Genomic DNA, 13,907 nt, shown 5'->3' on the forward strand with positions numbered 1-13,907 from the left:
GTTTTTTGCTTCTTGGCGGCGGTAAATCAGGTTAATGAAGCGTGTAAAAGCCTCGGTGAAAAGGCAAATGAAAGGTTAATATCCCCATGAGTTTGCAGGTTTTAGCGATGAATAACGACGATTAGAGCGATAGTTTGCCATTCGTTATTGAATATGATTGCTATTTGCATTTAAACTTGGCGAACCAGAGGAAACAGAATCATTATGCCGCTAAAAAAGATGTTCCTTAATCGCCGTTTGTCCGTGCCGATTGTCCTGTCCGTTGGCTTACATAGCGCCCTGGTGGCGGGTCTGCTCTATGCTTCTGTCAAAGAAGTGATGGAGTTGCCGAAACCTGAAGATGCGCCAATCAGCGTCATGATGGTCAATACCGCCGCGATGGCGGAGCCGCCACCTCCTGCGCCGGCCGAGCCGGAGCCAGAACCGCAGGTGGAGCCTGAACCCGAGCCGGAACCAGAACCGATCCCGGAGCCGCCGCCGAAGGCAATACTGAAACCTGAGCCGGTAAAACCCAAACCGAAGCCAAAACCTAAGCCGAAGGTCGAAAAAACGGTCAAGCGTGAACCGCAGAAAACTGAGCCGCGTGAGCCTTCGCCGTTTGAAAATAACCAGCCGGCCAAGCCTATCGACAAAGCGCCAGTTAAGCAGGCACCGTCAGCCCCGGTGTCGGGTAATTCGCGTGATGTGGCACCGAGGGCGCTCAGCCGTGTCGATCCGATTTATCCGCCGCGTGCCAGAGCATTGCAGATTGAAGGCAATGTACGGGTACAGTTCGATATCGACAGCGACGGCCGTGTGAGCAACGTGCGTATTCTGTCTGCGGAACCGCGCAATATGTTCGAGCGTGAAGTGAAGCAGGCAATGCGTAAGTGGCGTTATGAAGCCAAAGAAGCGAAAGATCGTACCGTGAATATTCGCTTTAAAATTAACGGCACCACGGAAATGAACTGACCGACAGGTTAGGGTTAATTAAAGACAAGGGTCGCTTCGGCGGCCCTTTTTGCTGCCTGAAATTCGCTATGCGTTGCCTTAATCCTGCAATACGTTTTATTGAAGCTAAATGGTGTAACGATAAACCTTTATAAGTCCTGCTATAGAAAACCTGCCTCACTGCGCCTGACAGTGAAACACGCACCTAAACCTGATTTATTGAACAAAAGCCGATCGCTCTCTCACTTCACGCAACATTAACGCTCATTTAACTTAATTGTGAACCCGATCACTTCAACTTTTCGGCGCATAAAACAAAATGAAATGGTGTAACGTTAAACCTTTTCGGGGAAAACCATGAGTTCTTACCAAGCCAGCTTACTGTCTGTCTCATTTATGACCTATATGGTGATGGCGGGTCTCCTCACTCAGATAGGCATTGTTATTAAACCGATGTCAGTTTATCTGGGTATGGGCATCACGGACGCCGCGGCGATGTTTTCTTACCTGACCGGCGGCACGCTTTTGGGAACGTTCATCTCGATGGCGGTGTATTCCCGATTTGAGATCCGTCACATCCTGCGCGTCACCTATGCCATTTTCCTGGTTGTTCTGGCCGCATTGGTGTTTCTGGATGTCAGAAATCCGTTTGTTGTTTCGTTCTATCTTTTTGTTTTGGGCACCTGCTGCGGCACCGGTTTGTCGGGCGGCGCAGTGCTTATCTCCAAAGTTTTCAACGAAAACAAACGTGCTTCTGCCTTTATCGCCACTGATTGTGCATTTAGCGCTTCCGGTTTTATCTTTCCCTCGATGGCGACAATGATCATTGCGGCCAATATGCAATGGACTACCGCCTACGGACTGGCGGGCGTGATTGCCGCGCTGGTGTTTATCAGTACCTTTATATTGAAATATCCGAAAGGGGATTTGGCCGAAGCCGATAAAGCAAACACCCCAGGCGCCAGGTTTAACTGGAAAGAGGTGATGACCCCCAGAGTGGTTTTAATGGGGTTTGCGCTCGGTGTTTACCTGTTTGCTCAGAGTACTTTCCTGACCTGGTCGCCCAGTTACTTGCAGCAGACGTTTGGTTTATCCGCGGTGGAATCGGGTGCGGCAGTGGGCAACTATTGGGGGCCATCCGTGTTTGGTTTGATCACCGCGGCCGTCTTGGTTAACAGGATCCCGGCGCGAAAAATGCTGGTGGCAGTCTCTATCATCGCCATTGTGCTGACCTTTTACTTAAGCATGACCCCCAATCCGAAAGTTTTCCTGAGCCTCACACTCGGCTTCGGTTTCCTGACCTCGTGCGTCTATAAATTAGGCATTTCCGTTGGCTCTCAACAGGTGAAAAATTCTCCGGCCGTGCTGGTTACCTTTTTACTGACGTGCGGAACCGTGGGCAGCACGATTTCTCCGGCTTTGTCTGCCGCCATCGTTGATCGGTTCGGGGTGGCCAGCGCGATGGTCATGACGGTCCTGGGCTTTACCGCCGTCTGTATCGCCATTGTTGCCTGTCTGATACTTGAGAAGATTGAAAACACCAAATCCACAAAGGAAATATATTCATGAAGAGAAAAGTCATTTTTGATACGGATCCCGGCATTGACGACAGCATGGCGATGCTGCTGGCACATGCCAGTTCCGAGATAGAGCTGATGGGGATTACCACCGTTTTTGGCAATGCGACTATCGAGAATGCCACCAGAAATGCGCTGTATATCAAGCAGCGGTTTGGTCTGACTGCGGATGTTGCGATGGGTGCAGATACCCCGCTGGTCGTCGCGGCGGGTGAGCCAACCACTTTTGTCCATGGGTTAAATGGATTGGGGGATATAGATATTCCTGCGGGGGAGTATCACGGCATCGATAAGCGAGCGGCTCATGACTACATTATCGATAGCGTAAAAGCCCATCCGGGCGAGATTACCTTAATCGCCGTCGGCAGGTTAACCAATCTGGCTTTGGCGGTTGAAAAGGATCCCAGCATTGCCGGCCTGGTCAAAGAAGTGATTGTGATGGGCGGAGCATTTGGCCATAACGGCCATACGGGCAATGTGACTCCCTTCGCGGAAGCCAATATCATCGGCGACCCGCATGCGGCCGACAGGGTGATGACCGCTGACTGGCCGGTGACTGTCGTTGGGCTGGACGTTACTCAGCAAACGGTAATGACCGGCGAATATATTGATCGACTACGTCTGGATTCAGCCCGATACGGTGAGTTCATTTATCGCATAACGCGCTTTTATGCGGACTTTCATCAACGGGAAGTGGGTATGGAAGGGTTTTATGTGCACGACTCTTCGGCCATTGCCTATGCGATTGCCCCTGAGCTGTTCGACGTCAAAGTCGGCGCTATACGGGTGATTACTGAAGGGCCGGCCATCGGGCATACCCTGCTTAAAGAGGGGGGGAAACGTTACCCGATTGATGAGTGGAGCGGGAAACCGAAGCAACGTGTTTGCGTTCAGGTTGATCACCAGGGGGTGCTTGACCTCTATATGGCGACCATGGTGGAGAAGGCGACGGTTTAGTTTCTGAACGTCATTTTCCGAAATCGACGGGTTCACTGACCGATCCCCGGACGACCAGACTAGGTGTTATTGATATTATGGCTTTACTCCCTGGATGAGACATTTTCATGGTCAGGCCTTCCAGGGCTTGGTAAGCAATGTCGTCCAAAGGAATTCTAACCGTGGAGAGTGACGGGAAAGACAATTTGGACATTTCTATATCATCGTAACCCATGACTGAAAGCTCCCTGGGGATCTTCAAGCCCAGTTCATTCGCCGCATTCTGTACGCCAATGGCCATTAAATCGTTATGACAGATAATGGCCGTTGGTAACGCTGCGGAGGAGAAAAGTTGATACATGGCGTCAACGCCGCTCTGATAGGTGTAGTTTCCTTCGATATAGTCGACGGAGTCTTCAGGCAGGTTAAATTCCCCCAGTGCTTTTTTCAGACCCGCGATACGGTTTGTTGTGGTCTTTAACGCTTTGGGCCCGGTCACACAGGCAATTTTTTTGTGCCCTTTGGACAGCAAGAACCGTCCTGCTATATAGCCGCCAGTCTCATTATGTAAATTGAACTCTGTACCCCCGCACAAACTCATCACATCACCGATATCGAAAGCGATAGCCACCACCGGCACCGCATGGATCTGTTTGATTACGGTATCAATTTTGTCGCGCTTCAACGATATGAGGATGATGCCGTCCACGCGGCCCGACATTAAATTAATGTAGGTATGCAAATCCTCTTTATCGGCATGGCGGAAGCAGGAGATAACGGTAAAGTCCTGCTTGAAGCATTCATTTTCCAGCTTGAAAAACAGCTCGGAGAAAAAGGGGTTTTGGTCGACGATAGAAATGATGCCAATGCTTTTTAAACTGGCAGAGTTTTTCTTGAGTGAGGCGGCCAAGGCATTGTGTCGGTAGCCGGTAGCCTGAATGGCTTCCAGAATGCTCTGCCGGGTATCATCTTTTAGCTTTTTTTTATTATTAATAAAGTTAGATACGGTTGTTACAGAGACACCGGCATGGCGTGCAACGTCTTTAAGGGTAGCCATTCTCTACTTATAACCTCAGTTTTATGCCACAAGATGAATTGATAGGCGGAGCACTGACCAAGATAGCGATAGGCCGACTCTGGCGTCCCACGTCGTGAGGGTACCCGGTTGATTATACACAAGCAAAATCAAGATACAGGCCTTTAACCGCCAAAAGGCGTTATTGAAACGCGTTGATTAACCTGCAGCAATAAAAAAGCCCGATGGGGTGCATCGGGCTAATTGAAAACGAATTTTGTCGCTACGGCTTATTCATCGAAACCTACACGGAAATTCATTTTTCCGTCGGGCAGGGCCCGTGAGTTGCCCTCATCGTCCACCGCGACATAGGTAAATACTGCCTCGGTTGCGCGATAACGCTGGCCTATCGGGGCGGAGGACACTTTCTTGACCCACACTTCGATATTGATGGTGATAGAACTGCGCCCGGTACGGATACAGTGCGCATAGCAACATACCACATCACCCACGGCGACAGGTTTCAGGAAGGTCATACCATCGACGCGTACTGTTACTACGCGTCCCTCGGCAATTTCTTTTGCCTGAATAGCGCCGCCGATGTCCATCTGCGACATCAGCCAGCCGCCAAAAATATCACCGTTGGCGTTGGTATCAGCCGGCATCGCCAGCGTGCGCAGCACCATTTCGCCACTGGGTAAAGGTCGTTGTTGAGTCATAGCTGTCTGCTTATCAAAGAAGGGATTTCACTATACTGCCCGTAGCAAGGACTACGGGCATTAACAATTTTGTAACTATTTTTTCTGTTCTTCCGGCATGTGCCGATAAATATAAATACCGCTTAGCAGGGTAAATACCAGCGTCAGCGCGGTCAGGCCGAACACCTTAAAATTGACCCAAACGCTTTGAGGCAGCCAGAAAGCGACGTAGATGTTCGCCAGGCCGCAGACCAGGAAGAAAACCGCCCAGGCCAGATTGAGGTTGTTCCAGACTTTATCCGGCAGCGTCAGCTCTTTCCCCAGCATGCGCTGCACCAACGGCTTCTTGAGCACCAGTTGGCTGATCAGCAGCGCCAGCGCGAACAGCGTGTAGATGATGGTCACTTTCCATTTGATAAACAAATCGTTATGGAACACCAACGTCAGGGTGCCGAACACCAGCACCATCAGGAAGGTGATCAGCGTCATCTTCTCGATTTTGCGGTACTTGAACCAGGTGAACACCAGTGCCAGGGCGGTGGCGACAATCAGCGCGCCAGAGGCCACGTAAATATCGTAGAGCTTATAAAAGGCGAAAAAGACAATTAGCGGGAGGAAATCAAGAAACTGCTTCATAAATCAATCCATCATCTGTTCATCGGCCGACTATACCGGATTTGGCGGGTTCTGTGTACCGCTGGGAAGCGCTGATTATCGGCGTTTGGCCAACGGATTTCCGCCATGAAAGCAGGAATTTGCATAAACTTACGATTGAAGTCGCGAGTTCGCAGCGTGTGGATTGCCAGCGCGGCATTGGCATCGCATGATACGCCCAATAATAGCCGGATAATTTATAACGGAAAACAGGTTATGCAGTGGAAATCTCTCCAGGCGCTAACGCCCGGTTTGACGCATTTATTAGGGTATCAACGCAGTTGGCTTAAACCGGACATTCGTGCCGGCCTTTCCGTTGCCGCCGTTGCCTTGCCGGTGGCAATTGCCTATGCCGAATTGGCCGGGGTTAGTCCGGTGGTGGGGCTTTATTCCTGTATTTTGCCGATGGTTGCCTATGCCTTCTTCGGTTCCTCACGCCAGCTCATTGTCGGGCCGGATGCTGCAACCTGTGCGGTCATTGCCGCGGTGGTGACGCCGCTGGCGGCGGGCAACATGGAACGCCACTGGCAGCTTACCATCATGATGACGGCGATGATGGGCGCCTGGTGTCTGTTAGCCAGCCGTTTCAAGCTGGGCGCGCTTGCTGACTTGCTCTCCAGACCGATACTCAGCGGGCTGCTCAACGGGGTGGCTATTACCATCATGGTCGATCAGATTGGCAAGGTACTGGGTTTCGGCATGCATCCGGCGCAGTTGATCGAGCGAATCTACGCTTTACCGGGCAATCTGATGCACAGCGATGTATTGACCATGGCGGTTTCGCTGCTGACCCTGGTTACGCTGATCGGGTTCAAAAAATGGCGGCCTAACTGGCCAGCTCCGCTGTTTGCCATCGTTTTGGCGGCCTTTGTTACCTGGGCCGGTGGGCTGCAGCAGCACGGCGTAGTGACGGTTGGCGGTTTTAGCGACGTATTGCCGATCGTGCAGTGGCCGGATTTTCAGCCAGGCTTGCTGCGCGATATGGTGATCCCGGCGCTTAACCTGGCGGTCGTGAGCTTCGTCAGCATGATGCTGACCGCCCGCAGCTTTGCGGCCAAGAACGGCTATGAGGTTAATGCGGACGCGGAGTTTCGCGCACTGGGGCTGGTGAACATCGTCTCGGCGTTATCGCAGGGTTTCGCCATCAGCGGGGCGGATTCGCGCACGGCTGTCAATGACGCCAACGGTGGCAAGAGCCAACTGGTGTCGATCATTGCGGCAGGGGTGATTGCCTTCGTGTTGCTGTTTCTGATGGCTCCATTGCAGTTTATTCCGGTGGCAGGTCTGGGGGTGGTACTGATGTATGCCGCCTGGTCGCTGTTGGATATTCGCGGTATCTGGATCATGCGGCGCCGCAATGCGCAGGCCTTCAGGTTGGCGATGTTTACCTTCCTTTGTGTACTGCTGGTGGGGGTAATCAGCGGTATTGGCCTGGCGGTATTACTGGGGTTGATGCAGTTCTTGCGCACGGTATTCCGCCCGACGGAGCAGCTGTTGGGCGTCAATGACGAAGGCATGATCCACTCGATGGGCAACAATAACGGCATTAAGCCGGTGCCTGGGGTGATGATGTATCGCTTCAACTCGCCGTTGACCTATTTCAACGTGGCGTATTTCAAACGACGGATCCTGAACCTGGTGGATAGCACGCCGTTTCAACCGCGCTGGGTGGTGGTGGACGCCGTGGCCAGCTTTACCCATGCCGATATCAGCGTCCTGGCGGCAATTGATGAGTTGAAACGTGATTTGTTACAGCGTAACGTTAAATTGGTGTTGGCAGGGCGACGCACCGAATTGACGCGCTGGTTCCGCATCAACCGGGTAGGACGCGATCGGGAATTAATACTGGTACCGGATTTGTACCTGGCACTGAAGCTGATTCAAAGCAAGGAGCAGGCGGAACCAGCCGCGGCCTCATAAGCAAAAAGGCACGCAGAAGCGTGCCTTTTTTGCATCCTGTCGCAAGATCAGCTGCGCAGCAGCATATACAGGCGGAACAGGTAAATCAGCAACAGGGCGGAAACCAGGTTGCTCAGAGCCGTCAGAACCACGCTGGCGACGTTCGGGGTCAGCACCGACAGGTGGCTCACCATAAACAGCACCAGCAGCTTGGCTGCCAGCCACAGCATCATTGCCGGAACAATCACGCGCGCATTGGCGAAAGCCAGTTTGCAGCTCAGTTTGATCGACGCGAACACGCCTTTCTTGTCGGCGGTGGTGATTACCGGGGCCAGCGAGAAGGCGATCGCCATAATCACACCCGGCACGACAAACAGCGTCAGCCCCAGTTGGATCAGCAGCGTGCAAATAAACAGCAGCAGCAGCAAGCGCGGCAGTTCCGGCGCGGAAGCCCCGATAGCGCGCAGGGCGCTCAGGCGTTGCCCCTGAGAAACCAGGCGAACCAGCGTCAACATCCCGCCTACCAGCAGCACGTTACCCACTAACGCAGAGAAAGTGGCGGCGGCTGAGACCTTCAATAACACCATCTGCTGTTCAGGCGTCATTTGTTGAATGATTTCCTGGATCCCCATACCGGCGGACGCAGCAAAGTCACCTTCCGTTGCGCTCAGAATCTTCAACTGCTCGATGTCAGGGCTGAAAACCTGATTGAGCATCACAGAGATGAACGCAGTCAACAGCGCCAGTATCAGAATACTGGCCAGTTGGTTACGGAAAAAATTAAAACTGTCACGGTACAACGTGTTGGCCGTGATAGGCATGCAGACTCCTTGGCATCGAGAAACAGAGATAAATCAAAATCAGTGGGCGATTGTACCCTGTTCCACGTCGCTGTGGCACCCCGCGAATTGCACTACGGCTATTTCTTCGTCGATCTTGGCGATCGGTAAAGAAAGTGGCAACGGAACCGGCAATGGCGGCAGGCCATAACGTTCGCGAGCGCGGTCGCACGCTTCGTTACGCAGGCCATTCTCTCCCGACTGATCGAACTCACGGCAGGGGCTGGGGCGATTAAGATAAATAGAACAGGAAACCGCTTTGCCGATTTCGCCGTCGAGTGCGGTGCAGCGTGGGGACTTGCTGTTGGTCCCCTGCATACAGCGCAGGAAGGGGGTTAACGGCTCTGTTAGGGATAAAGGAACCACGCCGCCGCCATCTTCCGCTTCGGCCCAATAGAATGACACTCGAAAATAGCCGCAGCATGCGCCGCAACTGACACAGGGATTTTGAATTTCGCTCATCTTGATTGCCCGCCGACTCCTTACGACACCAACCAAAACCAACACGGAAGATGAAATTACGCAGCGGCGTTTTTTTTAGCAACTGATATTTGAACATGTAAATAATTTGCAACAAAAAGCGTTTTTTGATTCAGATCAATTCTCGATTTATTAGTCTCTTAGGTAACCTTGTTTTTAGTAGGAATTAAAATTTTTACACATAAGATGTGATCTCGATGGGATCATAAATACCCGTAAGTAGGTATATTCCCCTTGGATGATAACCACACAAATGGAATGGATAATGAAAAAGACAACTCTGGTGGTATTGGCGGCGATGATGGCCCCTATGTTGGCAAGTGCGCATCAGGCAGGCGATTTTCTTTTCCGTGCAGGTTCTGCGACCGTACGACCAAATGCCGGATCGGATGATGTACTTGGGCAGGGCTCATTCAGCGCCAATAATAACACCCAGCTTGGCCTGACCTTCGGCTATATGGTTACGGACAATATTGGTGTCGAACTGCTGGCCGCAACGCCGTTTCGCCACAAGGTGGGCTTGAACGGTTCCGCCGTGAACGGTGATATCGCTACGGTGCACGACTTGCCGCCGAGCCTGATGGCGCAGTATTACTTTGGCGACAAGCAGGACAAACTGCGTCCGTATCTGGGCGTGGGCGTGAACTACACCACCTTCTTCGATGAAAAATTCAACGACAACGGCAAAGATGCCGGGTTGAGCAACCTGAGTTTGAAAGACTCCTGGGGTGTGGCCGCGCAGGCGGGCCTGGATTACAACCTGGATGAGCACTGGATGCTGAACATGTCAGTCTGGTGGATGAACATCGAAACCAAAACACGCTTTGACGATGCGGCCGGTAATCATCACAGCATAGATACGCGTTTGGATCCGTGGGTATTTATGTTCGGGGCAGGTTATCGTTTCTGATAGCGGTGGAACAGGGAGGCGCATACAGCGCCTCCGTTTTATTTTTACTTGATCTGCATGACGTTCTCGACGGATTTCACACCCGCTACGCCACGAGTTACCTGCACCGCACGGTTGGCATCGGCGCTCGAAGTGACAAAGCCACTCAATTGCACACGACCTTTAAAGGTCTCGACGCTGATTTCGGTAGATTTGATGGTTTTATCCGCCAGCAGCGCTGACTTCACCTTGGTCGTCACTACCGTGTCATCAATATAACCGCCAGTCCCTTCAGATTTCGCTGTTGGCGCGCAGGCACTCACTGCGAATGCCACAACGGCAGCCATGCATAAGACTGAAAGGGTTTTAAATAGCTTCATAAATTACTCTCCATGCAATGTTATTGTTGAAACTACATTCGGGTTTTCACCTGAAGACGTAGTGCACCCCTAAAAATAAAGAAATGCCCGACGCGCAACGCTAAGTGTGAGACAAGAATTGGGTTTGTTCAAACTTTAGATGTAAAAAAAATCGCACAACTTTGAGGGTAAACAAGATGTTATCGGCAGGCGCAATCTTCTGCACCCGCCGTTGAAGCCTTATGCCCGGGTAGCCGCTTTCATTTCACGCGTAAAACTCGCCAGTTTCGTCAGCATTTCTGTCGGATTAGCTTGATTCTGCTCGATAATTTTAACGATAGCCGAACCGGATATCGCCCCGGCAGCACCGGCCTGCAGCGCATCGCGTACCTGCGCCGGTTCGGAAATGCCAAACCCTTGCAGCGGCGGTGCCGCATGATATTCGCGCAATTTATTCACCAGGTGATGAAGTGGCAATTCAGCGCGACTTTCGGTGCCGGTGACGCCCGCACGAGACAACAGGTAGGTGTAGCCACGGCCGTGTGAGGATATTTCACGCAGTAAATCGTCGTCTGCATTGGGTGGGCAGATAAAGATAGGTGCAATGCCATGGCGCGTTGCTGCAGCACGGAATGGCGCGGACTCTTCATATGGCACGTCGGCAATCAGTACCGAATCAACGCCGACTTCGGCACAGCGTTGGTAAAACGCATCGATGCCTTTATGGAACACCAGGTTGGCGTACATCAGCAGACCGATAGGAATGCTCGGGTGTTTCTGGCGGATCGCCGCCAGCATTTCGAAGCACTGGGTTGGCGTCACGCCTGAGGCGAAGGCGCGCAGCGCAGCACTTTGAATCGTTGGGCCATCGGCCAGCGGATCGGAGAACGGAATGCCCAGTTCCAGCGCGTCGGCACCGGCTTCCACCAGGGTATCGACGATCTGCAACGAAAGCGCCGGGTTCGGATCGCCGAGGGTAACGAACGGGACGAACGCGCCTTCTTTCTTATCTGCCAGACGGTTGAACAGTTGTTGGTAACGTTCCATCAGATTTCTCCCCGAGCTTTCAGAATGTCGTGAACGGTAAATATGTCTTTGTCGCCGCGGCCGGACAGGTTAACCACCAGAATCTGTTCTTTTTGCGGCGTTTCACGGATCATTTTCAGTGCGTGCGCCAGAGCATGGGAAGACTCCAGCGCCGGGATAATCCCTTCGCTACGCGACAGCGCTTTGAAAGCGTCCAGCGCTTCGTCATCGGTAATAGACACGTATTCAGCCCGACCGATGCTGTTCAGATAGGCGTGTTGCGGCCCGACTGAAGGGAAGTCCAAGCCGGCGGAAATCGAGTAGGACTCTTCGATCTGGCCTTCGGAAGTCTGCATCATCGGCGCCTTCATGCCGAAATAGATGCCCACGTGACCGTGTTTGAGCGGTGCGCCGTGCTGGCCGGTTTCAATCCCTAAACCTGCAGGTTCAACGCCGATCAACCCAACGCTGGTATCGTCGATAAAGTCGGCAAACATACCGATGGCGTTCGAGCCACCGCCAACGCAGGCCAGTACGGCATCCGGCAGACGGCCTTCACGTTCCAGCATTTGTGCTTTGGTTTCTTCGCCGATCATGCGCTGGAATTCACGCACAATCGTCGGATACGGGTGCGGACCTGCAGCGGTACCCAGCATATAGTGGGCGGTTTTGTAGCTGCCGGACCAGTCGCGCAGCGCTTCGTTACAGGCATCTTTCAGCGTGGAGGAACCGCTGTGCACCGGGATCACTTCTGCTCCCATCAGGCGCATGCGGAAGACGTTGGGTGACTGGCGCTCGATATCTTTGGCGCCCATATAAATGCGGCACTTCAGGCCGAGCAGAGCACAGGCCAGTGCGGAGGCAACGCCGTGTTGACCGGCACCGGTCTCGGCGATGATTTCGGTTTTGCCCATGCGCTTGGCCAACAGCGCCTGACCCAATACCTGGTTAGTTTTGTGCGCGCCACCGTGCAGCAGATCTTCACGCTTCAGATATAGCTTGGTTTTGGTACCGGCAGTGAGGTTTTTGCACAGCGTCAAAGCCGTCGGGCGACCGGCGTAGTTTTTCAACAGGTCGATAAATTCAGCCTGGAATTCTGGATCGCGCTGGGCGCTGACAAAGGCTTCTTCCAGTTGTTTTAAGGCCGGCATCAGAATCTGCGGCACATATTGGCCACCAAATTCGCCGAAGTAGGGGTTAAGCAGCGTCATTTTAGTTCCCGTTATTATCCGTTAATCATAATTAGTAAGCGCGCAGGGTCTGGAACACCGCCGCCAGGCGGGCAGGATCCTTAATGCCGGGCTGGCTCTCTACGCCGGAGTTAAAGTCCAACCCGGCACAGCCGAGTTTGGCTGCGTCAACGCAGTTGTCTGCGCTCAGGCCACCGGCCAGCATCACGTTTTCCAGGTTTTCGCCGTGCAGTACCGACCAGTCGAAACGCTGCCCGGTGCCACCCGCGCCGTTATCCAGCAGATAACGGTCAACGTGCTGCAAATCGCGCTGCGGTAAATGGTCTTTTACGCTCAAGGCTTTCCAAATCTGGCACTCGGCAGGCAGTTCGGCGCGCAGGGCGCTGATATAGGCCTGATCTTCCGAACCGTGCAGTTGCACCGCTTTCAGCCCCAGGCGTTCGACGGTTTTAACCAGGGTCTCTACCTGCGCGTCGCAGAATACGCCGACATATTTCAGGGGGGCACTCGAGATAACTTCACGGGCGCGGTTGATATCAACATAGCGCGGTGAACGCCCGACGAAAATCAGTCCGCCATACACCGCACCTGCCTGATAGGCCGCGCTGGCATCCTGCGGACGGGTCAGCCCGCAGACTTTGTTGTCGCCCAGGATCACCCGGCGAACGGCGGCACGGAGATCGGTTTCCGACATTAATGCGCTGCCAATCAGGAAACCGTTGGCAAAGTGGCTCAGTTCGCGGATCTGACCGTAATTGTTGATGCCGGATTCGCTGATCACCGTCACCCCGTGTGGGACGCGAGGCGCCAACTGGCGAGTGCGATCCAGATCGATACTCAGGTCACGCAGATCGCGGTTATTGATACCGACCACGCGCGCTTCCAAAGCAATGGCCCGTTGCAGCTCTTCTTCGCTGATCACTTCGGTCAGCACGCCCATGTTCAGGCTGTGCGCAACCGCAGCCAATTGACGGTACTGATCGTCGTTCAGCACGGACAGCATCAGCAGAATGGCGTCGGCCTGATAGAAGCGCGCCAGATAGATCTGATACGGGTCGATAATAAAGTCTTTGCACAGCACCGGCTGTGTCACCGTCTTGCTGACCAGCGGCAGGAAGTCGAAGCTGCCCTGGAAGTATTTTTCATCGGTCAACACCGAGATCGCCGAGGCGAAATCTTTGTAGACCGAAGCAATTTCCACGGGATCGAAATTCTCGCGGATTAATCCTTTGGAAGGGGATGCCTTTTTACATTCAAGAATAAACGCCGTTCTGGCACCCTGCAGCGCGTGATAAAAGCCACGCTCGCTGGGGACGATTTCATTTTGAAAACTGGCCAGTGGCTGTTGTTGCTGTCGTGCTGCGACCCATTGCGCTTTATCACGAACAATCTTGTTGAGCACGGTTTCCTGCATC

The 13,907-nt window shown here is 53.0% G+C and carries 14 protein-coding genes; 5 read left to right on the plus strand and 9 right to left on the minus strand.

Going from position 1 to position 13,907, the window contains the following annotated elements; translation table 11 throughout:
• Positions 1-204 precede the first annotated feature (204 nt).
• The 3 genes from tonB to AC1RKC_RS00185 all read left to right on the plus strand — a co-directional run bounded on the left by tonB (position 205) and on the right by AC1RKC_RS00185 (position 3,464).
• Entirely contained in the window at positions 205-951 is a 747-nt protein-coding gene (gene tonB, locus AC1RKC_RS00175; protein WP_261135426.1) for a TonB system transport protein TonB, read from the plus strand.
• 336 nt (positions 952-1,287) lie between these two features.
• On the plus strand, positions 1,288-2,499 hold the full coding sequence (gene tsgA, locus AC1RKC_RS00180) for an MFS transporter TsgA (protein ID WP_149573162.1): 1,212 nt from the start codon (positions 1,288-1,290) through the stop codon (positions 2,497-2,499).
• Positions 2,496-3,464 carry a nucleoside hydrolase gene (locus AC1RKC_RS00185; protein ID WP_392455960.1) on the plus strand — a complete coding sequence of 323 codons (969 nt, stop codon included), beginning with the start codon at positions 2,496-2,498 and terminating at the stop codon, positions 3,462-3,464. Before tsgA ends, AC1RKC_RS00185 begins: the two co-directional genes overlap by 4 nt.
• Positions 3,465-3,474: 10 nt before the next feature.
• Here the strand turns inward: AC1RKC_RS00185 and AC1RKC_RS00190 are convergent, their stop codons facing one another.
• From AC1RKC_RS00190 to AC1RKC_RS00200, 3 genes are all read right to left on the minus strand, one after another.
• Entirely contained in the window at positions 3,475-4,500 is a 1,026-nt protein-coding gene (locus AC1RKC_RS00190) for a LacI family DNA-binding transcriptional regulator (protein WP_046373386.1), read from the minus strand.
• Between the two features lie 248 nt (positions 4,501-4,748).
• On the minus strand, positions 4,749-5,177 hold the full coding sequence (gene yciA / locus AC1RKC_RS00195) for an acyl-CoA thioester hydrolase YciA (RefSeq protein WP_020827163.1): 429 nt from the start codon (positions 5,175-5,177) through the stop codon (positions 4,749-4,751).
• 75 nt (positions 5,178-5,252) lie between these two features.
• Positions 5,253-5,792, minus strand: coding sequence for a septation protein A (locus tag AC1RKC_RS00200; protein WP_020827162.1), 540 nt, complete (start codon positions 5,790-5,792; stop codon positions 5,253-5,255).
• 234 nt (positions 5,793-6,026) lie between these two features.
• On the opposite strand from AC1RKC_RS00200, the gene AC1RKC_RS00205 reads away from it, so the two are divergent.
• On the plus strand, positions 6,027-7,730 hold the full coding sequence (locus tag AC1RKC_RS00205; protein ID WP_142815113.1) for a SulP family inorganic anion transporter: 1,704 nt from the start codon (positions 6,027-6,029) through the stop codon (positions 7,728-7,730).
• Positions 7,731-7,777: 47 nt separating this feature from the next.
• On the opposite strand, the gene AC1RKC_RS00210 is transcribed toward AC1RKC_RS00205, so the two are convergent.
• On the minus strand, positions 7,778-8,530 hold the full coding sequence (locus AC1RKC_RS00210) for a YciC family protein (RefSeq protein WP_020827160.1): 753 nt from the start codon (positions 8,528-8,530) through the stop codon (positions 7,778-7,780).
• A gap of 39 nt (positions 8,531-8,569) precedes the next feature.
• Entirely contained in the window at positions 8,570-9,010 is a 441-nt protein-coding gene (locus AC1RKC_RS00215; protein WP_020827159.1) for a YkgJ family cysteine cluster protein, read from the minus strand.
• A gap of 283 nt (positions 9,011-9,293) precedes the next feature.
• Here AC1RKC_RS00215 and ompW point away from each other — a divergent pair, with 283 nt between their 5' ends.
• Positions 9,294-9,938 (plus strand): outer membrane protein OmpW, encoded by a 645-nt coding sequence (gene ompW, locus AC1RKC_RS00220; protein ID WP_020827158.1) that lies wholly within the window; start codon positions 9,294-9,296, stop codon positions 9,936-9,938.
• A 44-nt stretch (positions 9,939-9,982) separates the two neighbouring features.
• Here ompW and AC1RKC_RS00225 read toward each other — a convergent pair whose 3' ends face one another.
• From AC1RKC_RS00225 to trpCF, 4 genes are all read right to left on the minus strand, one after another.
• Positions 9,983-10,297, minus strand: coding sequence for a BON domain-containing protein (locus AC1RKC_RS00225; protein ID WP_020827157.1), 315 nt, complete (start codon positions 10,295-10,297; stop codon positions 9,983-9,985).
• 219 nt (positions 10,298-10,516) lie between these two features.
• Positions 10,517-11,323, minus strand: coding sequence for a tryptophan synthase subunit alpha (gene trpA / locus AC1RKC_RS00230; RefSeq protein ID WP_020827156.1), 807 nt, complete (start codon positions 11,321-11,323; stop codon positions 10,517-10,519).
• Positions 11,323-12,513 (minus strand): tryptophan synthase subunit beta, encoded by a 1,191-nt coding sequence (trpB, locus tag AC1RKC_RS00235; protein ID WP_020827155.1) that lies wholly within the window; start codon positions 12,511-12,513, stop codon positions 11,323-11,325. The genes trpA and trpB overlap by 1 nt, the downstream gene beginning before the upstream one ends.
• Positions 12,514-12,544: 31 nt before the next feature.
• The gene (gene trpCF / locus AC1RKC_RS00240) at positions 12,545-13,906 is read right to left on the minus strand and encodes a bifunctional indole-3-glycerol-phosphate synthase TrpC/phosphoribosylanthranilate isomerase TrpF (RefSeq protein ID WP_493092266.1); all 1,362 of its coding nucleotides are present in this window, start codon (positions 13,904-13,906) and stop codon (positions 12,545-12,547) included.
• Position 13,907: the final 1 nt, after the last annotated feature.

The organism is Serratia sp. GW822-FHT06E05, from assembly GCF_058799445.1.

Coding starts and splice junctions, on each gene's coding strand:
- trpB (WP_020827155.1), bottom strand. CDS start 12,513: ATGACGCTGCTTAACCCCTACTTCGGCGAATTTGGTGGCCAATATGTG.
- AC1RKC_RS00215 (WP_020827159.1), bottom strand. CDS start 9,010: ATGAGCGAAATTCAAAATCCCTGTGTCAGTTGCGGCGCATGCTGCGGC.
- trpA (WP_020827156.1), bottom strand. CDS start 11,323: ATGGAACGTTACCAACAACTGTTCAACCGTCTGGCAGATAAGAAAGAA.
- AC1RKC_RS00185 (WP_392455960.1), top strand. CDS start 2,496: ATGAAGAGAAAAGTCATTTTTGATACGGATCCCGGCATTGACGACAGC.
- tsgA (WP_149573162.1), top strand. CDS start 1,288: ATGAGTTCTTACCAAGCCAGCTTACTGTCTGTCTCATTTATGACCTAT.
- AC1RKC_RS00205 (WP_142815113.1), top strand. CDS start 6,027: ATGCAGTGGAAATCTCTCCAGGCGCTAACGCCCGGTTTGACGCATTTA.
- AC1RKC_RS00225 (WP_020827157.1), bottom strand. CDS start 10,297: ATGAAGCTATTTAAAACCCTTTCAGTCTTATGCATGGCTGCCGTTGTG.
- trpCF (WP_493092266.1), bottom strand. CDS start 13,906: ATGCAGGAAACCGTGCTCAACAAGATTGTTCGTGATAAAGCGCAATGG.
- ompW (WP_020827158.1), top strand. CDS start 9,294: ATGAAAAAGACAACTCTGGTGGTATTGGCGGCGATGATGGCCCCTATG.
- AC1RKC_RS00210 (WP_020827160.1), bottom strand. CDS start 8,530: ATGCCTATCACGGCCAACACGTTGTACCGTGACAGTTTTAATTTTTTC.
- AC1RKC_RS00190 (WP_046373386.1), bottom strand. CDS start 4,500: ATGGCTACCCTTAAAGACGTTGCACGCCATGCCGGTGTCTCTGTAACA.
- yciA (WP_020827163.1), bottom strand. CDS start 5,177: ATGACTCAACAACGACCTTTACCCAGTGGCGAAATGGTGCTGCGCACG.
- AC1RKC_RS00200 (WP_020827162.1), bottom strand. CDS start 5,792: ATGAAGCAGTTTCTTGATTTCCTCCCGCTAATTGTCTTTTTCGCCTTT.
- tonB (WP_261135426.1), top strand. CDS start 205: ATGCCGCTAAAAAAGATGTTCCTTAATCGCCGTTTGTCCGTGCCGATT.